Consider the following 15,868-nt stretch of genomic DNA (forward strand, 5'->3'; position numbering starts at 1 on the left):
AGAAACCGTCAGTAATGAGCTAAAAACAAAGTGCCAGTGCACTTATTAGCGAAAGTAAACAATCCACTTATATTCATTTGATTATAATAAAATCCTAATAAAAGAGGCTTTTTTATATTTCACTAAAAAAACACAATGATTTACTAAATCCTCACAGAGATAACGCCCCCTGAATGGTTCCTATACCATCTGGTATTATTGAAATTGCCTTTTACTAGTATGAAATATTCAACGTTTTTTCCTCGCCTTGATGGAAATCCACCTTTACAGATATATCCGAGGACTTTGCATAGTTTTTTCCATTTTGATCTGTGATACTTTTAACCCCCTTTCTGAAAAACAATTCAATTCCCTGATCAACTGAGGAAGATATAATTACTTTAGCGGTTTCTTTTTCAAAATCCCATTCCAATTCCTCCACAGTGGCCTGGGTACGGCACTTGACTCCTGAAATGCTGCCTTTAGTCAATTTTTCATCCACAGCTGGCAAAAGTTCTATCACACCTGGTCGCGAATACACGAGCATTTCCAGTACCACAGCAGGCAGACTGTTCAGTGCATCAGCATTAAAAATCTTCCAATCTGGATTATGAGAGGTAAACAAGCTTGAAAAGATATAGTTATTTCGTAGCATAAACTTCAAGTTGTCATAAACTTTTTCACCATTCTTTAGCCTTGCAAAAATTAGGGCTCCATGCATCAGTCCATGGGCAGAATTGTTGCCTCGGCCTTTCTTCAACATTGCAGTAGAAGCTGCTACAAACAGCTCTGGCGTTTCTTCTGGGTTGATCTCAAAACCAGGCCAAACAGGGTACAAATGAGAAATATGCCGGTGGTCATAATTATCCTCCAAATCATCCAAAGCCCATTCCTTTAAGGCCCCATCACTGTTCACCAAATAAGGAGGCATTTGCTCCAGCATGGACTTCCAGTGAATCATTTTTTCCTGATGAACACCCAATTCTTCACTGATACGGATAAGGTTTGAGATCGCTTCTTTGGCGGCTGCAATATCCATGGTGGCATTGGCAGTTCCCTGCAAATCAATATTGGCCGGTGAATTCTCTGGGGAGTAGCTGGGTGCAAAATAATAATGCCCGTTTTCATCATAATCCTGTAAAAAGCTTTCGAAAAACTGTACCGTTTTTTCCAACGCAGGCAAAAGACGCTCTTTAAGGAAAACCTCATCCCCACTTACCTGATAATATTCATAACAAGGTAGCAATAGCCATTCAGCACCAGCAAGCCAAAACTGCCCCGGAAAACTGATACTAAAATGCGTATGCAAGTTTCTTCTTCCGGAAGTCCTGGTCCCCGCTAAATATCCCTCAGCTCCATACAGTTTCCGCGCATTTATCTCCCAGTCATCCATTACTCTTTCCAACATGGTCATATAACTATCGATGGCTTCAGGTAAGTCCCCAATTGCTGCAGAGGCAATCTGCAAATTTACATTGGCATCAGTAGTAAAATCTCCTGACCAAGCAGGCCGCCACTCCCCATTCCAAATGCCCATGAGATTAGGTGGATTATTACCTGAAGAGCTGATCAACGTATACCTCCCCATATCAAACATGGATTGCAAAAGCGGTAAAAATATTTCATCTTGATTTTCATTTTGCATTTGAATCAATTGCTCAGATGAATAAGCCATCTGTTCAGGCTCATCAAACAAATCTAGTCTCACCCGATTGAACATCTCCCCGTGAACCCTTCTGTGCCTATCTAACAAACTTTCATAATCGGTACCCAACTGATCAATGACTCCCTTAGTCTCGGGAATTAAGGACTTGTCAAAATCTTCTAAAAACTCGATTCGCGTAATGATCAACACCTTGTCCGCCCCACTGATTTCTACCTTTCCGTCTAATGCATGTAAATAACCTCCTGATGGATGAACCTTTTGGATGACTTCATATCCCCTTCCGAATAGCTCATAGGGCTGTCTGAATTCCATCCATTCACCAGAAACACTCTTGGTGGATTTTCCTATTCTTAAACTCTCTCCATATTTATCCTGCTGGGCAATTACTTCTGGAATCAACTGACCAATTTCCATTGAAATTTCTATATCAGATGAACTGCTATATTCCTGAACCACTATCCTGTCTGGTCTAGAAACAAATGTCTTACGTTTGTAATCATTTCCTCCTGCATACCAACTAACAGTAATTTCCCCAGTTTCAAAGTTTACTTGCCTTTTATACTGCTCAACTTCTCCTTCAAACTTTTGATCCACATTCATCAGCAAAGCTGGATGATAAGGATCTGTCCACATAATTCCTCCAAAGCCCTCTTCCACCGCTTTTTCATAGGAATACCTCGTTGCCTCATCATATTTCCCCGCTTTCATTAAGTCCCGAACATGAGGCAAATAAGCAGCAATACTGGGCGGTTCTACATCTTCTGAACCTATAAATTCATAACAAAGCTCATGGTTGAAAATGATCTGTTCATGGGTAGGGTTTCCAAACACCAGCACCCCCATCTCACCATTTCCACTTATAAGGGCATCTTGCCACTTTTCAGCAGGTTCAGAACTGAACATGCCACGAAACTTGGCTACCGGCTTTTCTTGCGTGCACCCCACCAAACTCACCAGTAGGGCCAAGCCAATAATCAGTGCATTTAGACTACTTTTAAAAACAATCATTTTGTTCATATAATAGATTATTGTGGTTCCAAAGATTTATTTTCTCCTTCACTCTTCTTCCAATACCAAGTCTTGGTCCTTGCCCAAATGAATGGCCTTCTTGCTCATTTCCTTAAGCTGAAGTCGCTTTCCCCCTTTATAGGTACTGAAATTATTGGACTGGATCTGCACATCAATACAGTGTTCGATAGATATGAAGGGTTGGCTTGTTGGTGGGACGATGTCTGCAGTTCCATTCTTGATGGTATTATCTTTAAAGACCAGGCCCTCGGTTGCCTTTGCGGTAAACAACGCACCATTTGCTAGAACAAATTCATTGTCTAAAATTTTGATGTTTCTGTGCACATATTTTCCTTTAGAAAACTCCAAAACTTCAGGTTTAATGGCAATGGCATAACTTTCAGGATAAGAATTATAGCCACATTCTATAAATTGATTATTGCGGATAGTCACATCTTTAACTGGCCCAGATTCATACCAAAAATTACAGTCATTTGCTATTAAAATGGCATGCATACCTGTGCGATAAAAGACATTGTTTTCTATTACCGCCTTTCTTCTTGTAGTCAAAAGGAGCCCACGGGTATTGGTATGCTCAAATCGGTTATTTCGAATCAATACCGAAGGTGATTTGGTAATATTTTCCACACAATGCTTCTCCCCCAGTTGCTCTGGAGCTTCCCTATCCAAAGTCAACTCCAGCTCTTTAGGATTGATTTTAGAAACCTCCTTCACCACTGCATAGTCATATATGGAAAGGTTATTATTATCTACAAAGCCAATGGAATCTCCTGCCTCAAAAGCCATCAGGTTCCAGGTCTGATGATGCATAAACCTTACAATGATTTTGTTTTGATCATTATTGATTACTCTAAGATGGGTTCCATGTATATTTACAGGGTCATCATGGGAACCAGAAAAGAGGCTGTTTTCAATGGTAATTTCTCCCGAACAACCTGAGAAATGCAGAAAGTCAGCAAAGCCGGCAATTACTCTTTGGGTAGATGCTCTAGGCTCTGCATGAATCCCATTAACATGAATATTTTTGGAAAATTGACTGACCATTCCTAAACCATGTAAATAATGGAGACTTATATTTTCAAAGGTCAAGTCTTGTGAAAAGTTGTTGAGTAAGCCAACACAGTCTCTATAGGTATCCCTAAAACTTAAAATTTCCCCTTCTTTCAGCTTGATGCCCTTAAAGTCAAATCCACGAAATAGTAGCCTGTTATCTCCAAGATCCACTGCCTCACTATTCTCCATAAACTTGGATTTTTCATAGTGCATGGTTTCCTGATCTGGTCTATACTTGATCACATGAAGATGTTTGGCTTTCCAGCCTTCCCCATACCAAGTGACCTTTCCATTTTCCACATGATGTTTACTGTCTTTGTTCACCTTCACAATGGCAAAGTCATCACCAAGCTTCTCCACCTCAAATTCAGACATTGTGGGTCTTTCATAATCAAAAGCAATATCCTTTACCTTTATATTCCTGCTGTGATCAATTGCCAGATGGATCATTTTCCCATGGCTGACAATCAATGTCCCGTTTCCTTCCAAGGTCACATTTTGCAGGCCTTCCAATAAAATACCAATGGACTTCTCCTTGCTTAAAGTGTCCGATTCGGTAGTATTGGAAATATAATATTCCTTTTTGATTGCCCCTTCAGGCCACAGGTCAAGTCTACCTCCAGGGAATTTGATAATGGAGCTTTCGTGTTTCGAAGCCTCTTTTAAGGCGGCCTGAATACCCTGCACCGCATTTTGGTAGGAGTTGGCCTCCACTCCATAATCTTCCAAGCGGATAATCGTTTGGGCATTCAATAGATTCTGTCCGGATAAAACGACCAAGAATACTATAGCCAGCAATAGATTATTAAATAATAGTTCACTGGTACTTTGTCTCATTGATAGCAATACTTTACTGTTATTCTGATTTGAAAACCTTTGTTATTCCACAATTATTAAGAATCCCTTTTTGGGGGTTATCAGAAAGCTTTCTTCCAAGTTTAACTCCTTACCTTCTTGAAACATTTCAATTCCCGGCATTTTCAATCTTTTTCCCCTTGACCCAATGCCCAATGTTTTCCAGTCAATGTCAAGTTTAACATTAACTGGATCTTCAGCCCAGCTTGCTACTGCGATCAAAAGTTCCCCTTCTTTCACGTAGGCTGTCGCCAATACATCCTGATGGGAAGTCTTTACTACTGCCCCTTCATCCCAATAACCAATCATCTTAGCCTCTGAAATACCAAAATCATCCCATAGCTTCCAAATGGCCCTGGGATCACATGAAACCCCTTCAGTATACCAAGGGTAACGAACGGTCATTCCATAAACCATCCCCCTCCATGGGTTACCTCCGGCATGAAGCATATCACCCATCAAACCATATGGAATACCTGAAACCTCCACAAGCCAGTTGGTAGGAGACATTTCGTCATAATGGAAACTCTCCCCAAACCAAAGTTTGTCCAGATACGGAAAGAACTCCATATACTGGGTGGCCGGACCTTTGGAAAACCCAGTGTTGGAATGCAAATCCAACAGACAGCCTGGCTTGGTACGGTCCAGGACTTTCCTTATTCTTTTCAGGGTTCGTCGGTCATAGGAAACATCATCCAAATAAAGTCCATCGATATCCACATTTTCGACCAACCAGGCCAACCCTTCTATATAGTAATTGTACCAACGGGAATCTCCTGGCGCATTAACAATAGAGGCATCCGCACTTTTGTCTGGAAAATACTGGTACCATTGTGGACGATACCCATCTACCAAATGTTCCCTGAGCCAAGGGTATCCTCCTCCATTTCCATCACCCAAAATCTCATTGCCAAGACTTCTTAGCGCCCAGATCTCTGTGGTGTAATTTGTCAATTCCCGAATGGTATAATAGATTTTTACCTTCTCCCCAACCTCATGCATGGCCTCAATAAATCCTTTCATTGCGTCTACCGCAACAAAAGGGTAGTTGATATGTGGATTGTATTGATTCGCATGATGCACGTTGATCACTTTTACACCAGCTTCAAAATCCTCTTTACTTGGCTCAGGCTTGGCTCCGTTATGGTAATACCTGTCATTGAATTGACTTTGGGAATCCAATTCCTTGATTGGGGTTAATATAAAGGCCCATTCAAAATCCAGTTCCTCTCCTACTGCCAAGCTTCTTTCTCCACTGGACACAATAGCAGTTACTTCTTCCTGATTGGATTTGATAGTAAAACCTCCCTTGCCATCATTGTACCATGAATCCGGATATTCCGGATGATAAAGGTTCAATAAAGGACCATGATATTCTCTTCCCCTTAACTCACACCAAAGCCCAGCTTCCGTACTCCCCATCCAAAAACTATCATGCGGTCCTTTCCAGCTTGCATGATGCTCTTCAGGAACATCCGTTCCGGGAAGCCCCATTCCCATCATATATTTGGCTACTTCCCTTTTGAAAGGAATTTCAAGGCTGATATCCTTAACTTGAACAGGTTTTAGGGCTTTCAGGCTTATGACATATTTGATATATCCATCAGATTCAACAGTTTTAAGCCCTTCGTAACTGAAATTATCCGAAATTCCTTTCCATGAAGAGGAAATCAATCCATCATCTTTTACAATAAATTCTTCTGCGTTCTTAGCAGCGAATTCTTCCGTTCCATTTTGGTTTTGGACCTTAAAAGAGATTGGGCGGTTAAGCATTTCCTTATTTTTGATCAAGACAGATGATGGAAGCCCCTGATCAGAAAACTGCAAATGCTTTTGAGTAAGACTGTAGACACTATTTTCCTCGCTTATGGCTTGAAAAGGCTCAGTAGGTTCATTATCTATCCCCAAAGTAGAATTAAGCCAACGCAGTCGAGAATGCCTCCATGGTTCACCATCCCCCCGATCAGCTAAAATCTTATTGTTGATTCTCAACCTGATATCTACGGATTGAGAAGACGAGTTTGTTGCACTTAGGGTAACCTTGCCTCGATAGTTCCCTGCAGCGATGTTTTCGGGAAGGTCTATACCTATCCATAAGGGCTGCACATCCCCTTTTTCCACATCCAGCACTTTCACAAATGGCTCCCCATATGGCCCCATTCCTCCAGTATTGAAACAGGTGATGCTTTCAGCCGAAACCTTTCCAGCAGGGCCTTCAAGAGCTGAAAAAGTAAGTTTCAAGTCTCTCAAATCCTTTTGGGAGGCAAAGACGCCTAATTGGAAGGTATAATATTCATTTTTACTTGCTTCACCCTCGAATGCCCCAGAAGGCCCTTGCTGTATCCACCGATATGGGATTTCATCCAGCATTCTAATCGGCAATTTTCGATCCTCAGGGAAGATCAAAAAATCCGCTTTATATTCACTTTGGAGTTTTTCCTTTTCGCTTTGAAGGGCAATTACTTCCATAGGAAAAAAGCTGTCAAAGGCTGTTCGCGACTGAAATTCCAAAGGCTTGGCCTTGGCCAAAGAGGCTTGAACTCCATTTACCAGCCCACTCTCCTTCAACCAATCGGAGTCAGGTTTTGACTCAACAGGCAAATAGTCCTTATTATAAAAGCCGTACTCTTCCTGGATTTCGTAAGGCAAATAATAAAAGTAGTAAATCCCTGCATTTTTTACAGGCCCAAATGCCAGCTCACACGTTTCGTTGTCAACCTTGATACGATGAATATTTTCGACTTCCTCCCCAGTCTCAGAATTGACAATTATAAAGCGCTTATCTCCGGGATCCTTGTCATACCTTCTCCATTCCAAATCCAAAATAACTGCCTCAGTTGCTTGTCCAACTTCCACCACAGCCCTGTGGTTTCCATATGCCTCTTCCCAAGGTTCAGTGGCCACTGAATAGTTGAGATCAGCATAATTTTGCCCCCAAGCAACATCTATATATTGGGTCAATAAGATGATTATTAAAAAACTAATATTTTTCATTTTAATCAAATCGGTTACTATTATTTATTCAGATTGATCTCAGTCGTGTAAACGGGTATAAACCTTATTCTTTTAATCTCAGGCAAACTGGACTTGGGCCTTTCTACTCCCGAAATTTCATCTGACCATGGAAAAGCTTCCATCTGTAATTTTACAGGTTCCTTATTCATATATCTTTTCAAGCCTATCTCCCAAGGTTCTCCGTTATACAAATTGTCTGTAAGCACTTTATTTTCCCTGCTAACTTTGGCCATTCCTCCTTGATAATCCAATTCCATAAACAGGTCGCTTAACTGATTGGGAAGTTCTTTATCTAGCTCAACCTCCCATTTGCTATTTGACAGTCGCTTGATTTTTGGTTTGGGATAGGCTTCAGGTAAACTGATACTAAACTCTTGGAAAACGCCATCCCCTCCGATCCTATTTAGCTGTCCATTCTTGGATTTTACCGATCCATTGAACGGAAATACTTTTAAGTCAATTTGTGATGTCCCCCAACTGTTGCAGATAATTTTATCTTGATCAAAAAGTAAATCCGAAGTGGAAACAATTACTCTTTCTTGTCCATCAATTTCCGCAACCCAGGTGTTTTCAGCCTCTTCCCTACTTAGCATTACCAAGACTGCTTTTTCTCCATTTTTTGACTGAAGATCAATTTTTCTTGCCTTACTGGTTCTTTGCTGCATTAAGACTTGTCCATCAACCATCTCCTTTGTCCAATTATCTCCCTCTACAGATGCTATAGATAATGCATCAAAGGCCAATTCCACATCCATGCCATTTACCTGATAGAAAAAATAATAAGGCACATCTTTATAGTTGATCTTAGCCAATGGTTGTGCTGTCGCATATTTCAGCAATGGGCCATTCAGGTCCATGTTAAAAGGCAGGATAGCGGTGGTTTCCCCTCTCAGTGTCAGTTCTTTTTCCGGAAAGACCAGCACTTCATCAGCCAGCTTTAATTTCAGTTGGAATTGTTTTTCCGGCATTGGGACCCGCACTTGGGTATTCCCCCAAAAAACAAAGCCACTTTTTCCATTGGTTCTCGCCACATACCTTAACCGATCTGTTTCCAATTCATCTCTGACAGGATCTTCAGGCTCTACCACTTGCATTTTGGCCAGATCACTTCCAAAACTATTTACAAAATGATGCAGTGTTTTAAGGTATTTATAGGACTCCCTGACTTGGCCAAACTCACCCAAGGGAGCCTGAAAATCATAGGACTCTGGATAGCCTGGTTCTTTCAGTCCGGGCAATTGGGTTCCGCCCTGAAACATATAATATCCCACCAAATTCATTCCCCTGCCTATTTGGTTTTGAAGATGGGCTTCTACTACATGGGGTTCCACTGCAAAGCGGTTTCTAAAAGTCATCTGGCTACCACAGCCCTGCTCACAAAGCCCCTTTGGGTATTTATGGACATCATAATACACCTTGCCAAGTGCATCTGTCATGATCCATTGGTCATTTCCATAAAGAAAATCCTTAGTGGCCTTTCCTCCTCCTTTTTCCCAACCTCGATAAGGGTAGGATCCCTGGAGAGGAATCACTTCTGTCTTGCTGTCATCAAAGACCGTATTGGCTGTCACTGTATAATAAACCGGCTTCATTCCTACTTCAACACTGATCTTTTTCAGTTCTCTGATGTGCTCCGAGTCACCGGAAGCATATTCGTTTTCCAGCTGTAGGCCAATAATCGGACCTCCTTCTTCAAACCACTGACCTTCCACCTGATCAGCTATTTGATGAAATAACTTTCTACTTTCTGCTAGATACGCAGGGGCATTTGACCGCTTGCCTTTCATATTATTGATCCAATCCGGATGCCCGCCATGAACCTGCTCACCATGACACCAGGGACCAATGCGCAGCCAAACATACATATCATGCTTGGCACATAAATCCACGAAATGGCGCAAATCCTTAATCCCTGACCAATCCCACCTATCGGGACTTGTTTCATGGGCATTCCAAAAAACATAAGTTGCCACAATCTGAAGCCCTGCACTTTTCATTTTCAAAATCTCCTCTTCCCAATAAGCTTCCGGGTATCGGATATAATGAAACTCCCCCATCAAGGGAAACCAAGGCTCCCCATTTTTTTTAAAGTATAGATTATTTACTCCCAAGGTTTCTCCTGCGGGGCCGTTTCCTTTGAAGCCCAAATCAACCATTTGAACCTCTTTCTTTACCTGACTAGCGTCTAACTGATATAGACTCTCCTGACCATAGACCCTACTACATAAAAGTACAGTCAAAATAATAATTGAACATTGGAAAAACCTCACAATAAAACAGCTATGAAAATATTTCCTTTCACTAATTTCTAATGTTTTCATTGGTATCAATCCTTCTTAGTTATCCTAGCAACCCAACCTCCACCTGAAGCCAAGTTGATTTTGACAGTATCATTTCGGGAAATTTCCTTAACAGTTTTCTTGTAATCAGAAGCTCTAGTGTCGGAATTGGCGCCATCTTGGATATATTCCATCATATAGGTTCCTTCATCCAAGAAATCGAAATTGACATCAAGAGAGCGGGCATCCCAATTTGTAATTCCTCCGATATACCAATCATTGCCTTTTTTTCTGGCCAGGACTGTATGAGAGCCTATTTTTGCATGAAGTACTTTCAGGTCATCCCATTCTGTTGGTATTTTGGAAATAAATTCTGTGCACTCTCTTTCCCTATAATAATCGGAAGGTGAATCTGGCAGCATTTGAAGTGGACTTTCAAAAACCACAAACATCGCCATGGAATGCGCTCTAGTTCCTTGGCTCATCGGCCTATCTCCTACTGACCGGAAATTCCCTTTGGTAGCATTATGGGTAGTAAATGGTATATAATCCATCGGCCCAGTCACCATTCTCAAATAGGGTAGCATATTGTCATGAACCGGGGTAACATGTTCTGTCCATCCATTGAATTCAAATTCGATCAAGCCCTCACGTGTCAATAGATTAGGGTAAGCTCTTCGAAGACCAGCAGGTTTATACGCTCCATGCAAATCCAAAATCATTTTTCTCTCTGCTGCTTTTTGCGCTATATGATGATAAAACTCGACCATCTTCTGGTCATCCCTGTTCATAAAGTCAAACTTAATCCCTGCCACCCCCCATTTTTCAAACTGCTTCCAAGCAGCTTCCTCCTGAGCTAAAAAAGTATTCCATATGGCCCATAGCATGACCTTTACTCCTTTTTGATCAGCATAATCCATGACCTCCTCCATATCCAAAGCAGGGTTAACAGCAAGGATATCATCTTGTTTTGACCATCCATCATCCAGTAAAAAATATTCAAAACCAAAATCTGCTGCGAAATCAATAAAATACTTCGCAGTGGCCGTATTGACACCAGACTTAAAATCTGTTCCGTAAATATTTCTTCTTCCCCACCAGTCAAAGGTCACCACACCCGGCTTGATCCAAGTGGTATCCTTCACTTTGTTTTCTTCTGCCAATTGGTACACCAAGGTATTACTTAGCAATCCCCCATCATTTTCTGCAATGGCAAAAATTCTCCATGGGTATTTCCTTTGTCCTTGTGTTTTGGCGATATAATCATAGTTGCCTGTCACCTGCCCTCTTTGGTAAGGATCACCATCTTCCTTGAATGAAAAAGGCAAGGGTGCTTGTGTAACACCAAGATTAGTATCTCCCGTCTTTGTCAACCATAAGCCAGGATAATCCTTTAAATCTGATTCCATTATCAGAACATTAATCCCGTCCTTATTTTTGATTAAAAAGGGTAGTCCCAATATTTGAGTCGAATCCAAATCAGAAATCAACTGATGTTCATAGGGCGTTTCATAAGCAGAATTGAAATTATTGGAAGGCTGGAAATAGGATGAATCAGTTGGTGCCAAATGCATATCCAACTCCTCCGAGTCTATAATCACTTCCCCTTCAAAATTGGTAAAAATCCGATAAGCAACTCCCGTATCATACACCCTTAGCAACAAACCAAATCCATTTCCAAAATTGACCTTAAGTTCATTATAATGATCTCTTATAGAGGCATACTTTTCCTTAATGACCGGAATGATTTCTCCTCTTTCTTCGTCAAATTGAAGTTGTAGACCAGGTTCATCAGAAAGGTCAAAGGATTTTCCTTCTATGTTTAAAGCGATATTATTAAGTCTTAGGAGCTCCTGTCCCCGCCTATAGATTGTAATTTGTGGCCTGACACCTAGATTCATCACTGCTTTAATATCCCTATCTGGAGAGTAAACTTCCATATCCTTGGCAAAGGATGTACGAATACACATCAATGCCATTAAACCAAAAAACCAATATTTGTAACTTATTTTATTCACGTTATAATCCAGTATCGTTTTTAGTAGTTTTAATTCATTGGAGGGTTCAATCCAAGTTCACTTTTACCATTACCGGTAAATGATCGGAGGGAAACTTTTGATCATATTTATCCGTCAGTACGCCATATTTACACACCTCCACTTTCTGGTTCACAAAGACAAAATCAATTCTGTTTTGTGGTGTTTGCCCAAACCGGAAACCATTAAAGGTCCCTTCTGGCCCATAGGCTCGAGCTTTGCTTATACGCTTACTATCCATAAGACCATATGAAGTCATCTGTTTATATGCAGAACTTTCGGAAGAAAAATTGAAATCTCCCATTACCATTACCGCTTCCTTTCCTGCAATCTCTTCAATTTTATTGTTGATCAATTCAGCACTTTTTTCTCTAGCAATCTTCCCTTTACTGTCAAAATGCGTATTAAAAATATAGATTGGCTTTCCTGTTTCCTTCAGCTCAAATTGGCCCCAAGTGCAAATTCGTGTATAGCCAGCATCCCAAGACTTGCTAGGTTTTTCGGGGCTATCAGAAAGCCAAAAGGTTCCTGAATCAATTAGTTCCAATTTCCTTTTGTTGTAAAATATGGGATTGTATTCCCCCTCCTCTTTTCCGTCTTCACGCCCAACTCCCAGCCAACCATAACCTGGTAGCATCTGCTCAAAATATTTCACTTGATGCAAATGGGGCTCTTGCAAACCAACTATATCGGGCTCGTGAAAACTAATCAATGCAGCCTGTATAGCTTTTCGATTTGCCCAGTCATTTTCTTTGGGCTCCCCAACATTAAAAAGCGCCTCATCATAGCGAACATTATAGCTCATCAGGGAAAAGATTTCCTGCCCCCGAACCATTCCAATGCCCATCAATATTAATAGACCAGTCAGCAATGTTCTCATTTTACTTTGTTTTTTGATTTACTTTTTCACTATCATTAAAACTTACCATAGATTGGGTAAAATTGGATCCTGAGGAGGGCCTATAGCATCAGCCCCTTTATTCTCATAGGCTTTCACTTTCTCTGATGCCCCCACCACAATCGGCTCTTTTTCGATTTCATTGAATTCGTTGTACCGAATTATCACATCCTGAGCACCTTTTATGCTGATCGCATGCTCTCCTCCGATTACCTTATTATTTTCTATCAAAATACGTTTGTGCAATCCTGGAACACTTCGGTCTTGGGCATTGACATGAACGGCAACGGCAGAAGCCCCGTCAATCGTTCCATCATTTTCTCCGCCCAAACCACAATTGCTAAATCTATTGTTCCTGACCACCACATCCTCAGAAGCTACCCCTTCTCCCCAATTCCCTTCTGCTCCAATATGGATGGCCGTACCCGTGGTGTTTTCAAATGAGCAATTCTCAATCAGCACCTTTCTTGTCTTTACCAAAACAGAGCGCGCTCTATGGGACTTTACCTTACAGTTGATAAATTCCAGGCTTGGGCAAGCGGTCATATTGGCCAAATAATAACTATCAATATCATCTGGCAACCGCCCCTCAAAAGTGATTTTTACCTTGCGTTCTTCTGGATTTGCTTCAAAATCACTGACCCTGATATACCCAACCTCTTTTAAAGTGCTTTTTTGCACCACTGCCAATACATCTCCAACCTGCGGTTCATCCTGATATAATGAGTGGGTAAACTCCCGCTCTCCCAAAAAAGTCTCGCAAATATTTTCTTCAGGCCTACTGACGATATGCGCATAATAATTATGGACATTGGTAGCGTCATCTCCCTGCCCAGCAAATTCACAGTCTTTAAAGCGGATAAAGCCCCTATTGGTGGAAAAATGGGTGGCATCGGTATTGGATGAAACATACCTTCCTTCGGGAGGAATCACCTTTAGCCTGTTTAAGGAAATGTTCTTGCTCAAATGCCCCACTATCCCCATTCCTGCCTGGGCATGAATGGTAACGTCATTGAGGGTAATACCCTTGGTTTTATAGATCAATATGGCCGGTCTATAATGAAAGCCAGAAAAAGTCACCAATACCCTGCCCAATTCTGACTGCTTTCTGATTCCTTCGCCCCAAAAACGTATAGTATTTGGAGCGATCATTTTTTTATTTTTATGGTAAACAGCTTGACCGACCAATGACTGCTTTGCATTAACATAAACCATAATCCGCAGAATGAGCATTTCTTCAGTCATCTTCTCTTCAGCAGGGAATTTGACATCTACAAAATCTTCTCCCAAATTGATGATCTCACCATAACTGTTCGGCCTTTTTTCATAATCAATCGTAATGCCATTTAAGATAATATCCTGGGCATTTCTAAAAGAAAGCGGTTCCATCCAGCCATCACAAACCAGTTTTACCCCTTCAGCATCAATAGTCAATCCTTTTGCCCCTTCAAAGTCCAGACCAATTATATAGGCTTGGTTTGGCCGGTAAAGTATATCCTGAGGATTTGCCCCTAATTTACCCGAAAGGGCAGCTTTCTGTATTTTAATGGCCTTAGGATCTGATAAATGATATTCTCCTGATGGAAAATAAAGCCTTGAGTTTGGAGTGGTCCTGGCCTTTTCCGCAGCCAATCTCAAGTATTTTGTATCGTCCAATCCATCATTTGCAATCGCCCCAAAATCAAGTACATTGATTACTTCACCCTCCCCTTTTTCAAAATACTCTACCGCTTTCACGTAAGATTTTACCATCAAAAAAGAAAGTAAAAGAAATAATACTTTCCCCAATGGAATTTGCACTCCATCCATAAATTTCATCTTAAAACATTTCATTCGACTGATCAACTAATGGCGTATACTCCAACAACTTCACCATCATCCCGAACCATCTTTACTTTTAGCGCATTAGCATCTGCATAAAACTGGATAACCGTGCGACTGCCAGTTTTGGGCCCTCCTCCAATAATAACTGGATAACTATGCTCCTCACTTGGCTTATGTACACCATACCGATGGGTATGCCCCGAGATGACCATGTCCACCTTATATTTCTCAAACAAGGGATGAAAAAGCTTTCTGCAATGGGTAGTTCCATGCCAATCTCCAGAGTGAAAGGGAGGAATATGCATCAAAACCAACTTGTACTTGCAATCCTTGAAAGCTGGATTTTGAAGTTCCTGCTCCAACCAAATGGCCTGTTGCTCCCTAAAAGGGTCAAAACTCACCATTCCGCTATATTCAGGATGATCATCCTCCTTATCCTCTCCCGAATCAAGCACTATCCAATGTACAGGTCCCCTCTTAAATGATAAATAATAGGCGCTGTCCTGAAAGGTGAAGTAATCCTTAAACTGTCGCGCATACTTCCCCCTTGTCTCATGATTGCCACGGATCATAATAAATGGTTTATCAGATGCAAAAAGTTGTGTGCAGGGGTCTACCAAATGATCAATTATTTGTTGCTCATCCGTTTGATAGTCAAACATATCTCCATTCAATGCTACAAAGTCAAATTCAAAGTCGCCACAATGCTCGAAAAGTTCTCCAAATGAATAAGGTCGGTCATGAATATCATTGAAAATCAAGCAGGACACTTTATCATCCCCATTGGAGGGAGTCCTGAAAACACCGCCTTTTAGATCTATAACATCCCCAAAAACAAGCTTATATGGATCAAACTGGACAATAGGCTTGCTTCTAAGTCTATATTGGTAACTGGTTCCTTCCTTCAAACCCGTCAACCTAATACTGTTCAAGGTATTATTGGCATCCACAAAACCTTCCGATTCAGCTGTTGCTTTTTGGTTAAAATCATCCTCTCCATATTCCACCCAGCTGTAAGCATTATGACTGGTGATAAACATAATGCTTACTTCATTTTCTCCAAGGGCCTGCAAGTAAGGAGCAGTGAGAAACCGGAATTCCTCAGGTGTTGGATTGGGGTAAGCAGGTTTTGCCTCAACCGCTGAAGTCAATGGCACCACTGCCCCTGTAAGGGCGACTTTAGAAAGATTACCTAAAAATTCTCTCCGGGTGTTTTGATCCTTTTTCATAGTCT

At 41.2% G+C, this 15,868-nt stretch carries 8 protein-coding genes; all 8 read right to left on the reverse strand.

Annotated elements, in window-relative coordinates; translation table 11 throughout:
• Positions 1-214: 214 nt before the first annotated feature.
• Positions 215-2,662: a glycosyl hydrolase family 95 catalytic domain-containing protein gene (locus tag KMW37_RS00950; protein WP_215222733.1), complete on the reverse strand. Its 2,448-nt coding sequence runs from the start codon at positions 2,660-2,662 to the stop codon at positions 215-217.
• A 39-nt stretch (positions 2,663-2,701) separates the two neighbouring features.
• Positions 2,702-4,564 carry a right-handed parallel beta-helix repeat-containing protein gene (locus KMW37_RS00955; protein ID WP_215222734.1) on the reverse strand — a complete coding sequence of 621 codons (1,863 nt, stop codon included), beginning with the start codon at positions 4,562-4,564 and terminating at the stop codon, positions 2,702-2,704.
• Positions 4,565-4,606: 42 nt separating this feature from the next.
• Complete coding sequence (locus KMW37_RS00960; RefSeq protein ID WP_215222735.1) at positions 4,607-7,576, reverse strand: glycoside hydrolase domain-containing protein; 2,970 nt, start codon at positions 7,574-7,576, stop codon at positions 4,607-4,609.
• A 20-nt stretch (positions 7,577-7,596) separates the two neighbouring features.
• Positions 7,597-9,837, reverse strand: a complete 2,241-nt coding sequence (locus KMW37_RS00965; RefSeq protein ID WP_215222736.1) for a beta-galactosidase — start codon at positions 9,835-9,837, stop codon at positions 7,597-7,599.
• Between the two features lie 86 nt (positions 9,838-9,923).
• A complete protein-coding gene (locus KMW37_RS00970; RefSeq protein ID WP_215222737.1) occupies positions 9,924-11,894 on the reverse strand; it encodes a glycoside hydrolase family 97 protein in 1,971 nt (656 codons plus the stop codon).
• Between the two features lie 46 nt (positions 11,895-11,940).
• The gene (locus tag KMW37_RS00975; protein WP_215222738.1) at positions 11,941-12,792 is read right to left on the reverse strand and encodes an endonuclease/exonuclease/phosphatase family protein; all 852 of its coding nucleotides are present in this window, start codon (positions 12,790-12,792) and stop codon (positions 11,941-11,943) included.
• 42 nt (positions 12,793-12,834) lie between these two features.
• Entirely contained in the window at positions 12,835-14,628 is a 1,794-nt protein-coding gene (locus KMW37_RS00980) for a right-handed parallel beta-helix repeat-containing protein (protein WP_215222739.1), read from the reverse strand.
• Positions 14,629-14,651: 23 nt separating this feature from the next.
• On the reverse strand, positions 14,652-15,863 hold the full coding sequence (locus KMW37_RS00985) for a purple acid phosphatase family protein (RefSeq protein ID WP_215222740.1): 1,212 nt from the start codon (positions 15,861-15,863) through the stop codon (positions 14,652-14,654).
• Positions 15,864-15,868: the final 5 nt, after the last annotated feature.

This window comes from Echinicola shivajiensis (assembly GCF_018642165.1).
GTDB classification, from domain to species: Bacteria; Bacteroidota; Bacteroidia; order Cytophagales; family Cyclobacteriaceae; genus Echinicola; species Echinicola shivajiensis.

What these genes read in the sequence shown, in the direction of transcription:
- KMW37_RS00950 (WP_215222733.1), bottom strand. Translation starts at nt 2,662, where the DNA reads ATGAACAAAATGATTGTTTTTAAAAGTAGTCTAAATGCACTGATTATT.
- KMW37_RS00955 (WP_215222734.1), bottom strand. Translation starts at nt 4,564, where the DNA reads ATGAGACAAAGTACCAGTGAACTATTATTTAATAATCTATTGCTGGCT.
- KMW37_RS00960 (WP_215222735.1), bottom strand. Translation starts at nt 7,576, where the DNA reads ATGAAAAATATTAGTTTTTTAATAATCATCTTATTGACCCAATATATA.
- KMW37_RS00975 (WP_215222738.1), bottom strand. Translation starts at nt 12,792, where the DNA reads ATGAGAACATTGCTGACTGGTCTATTAATATTGATGGGCATTGGAATG.
- KMW37_RS00980 (WP_215222739.1), bottom strand. Translation starts at nt 14,628, where the DNA reads ATGAAATTTATGGATGGAGTGCAAATTCCATTGGGGAAAGTATTATTT.
- KMW37_RS00985 (WP_215222740.1), bottom strand. Translation starts at nt 15,863, where the DNA reads ATGAAAAAGGATCAAAACACCCGGAGAGAATTTTTAGGTAATCTTTCT.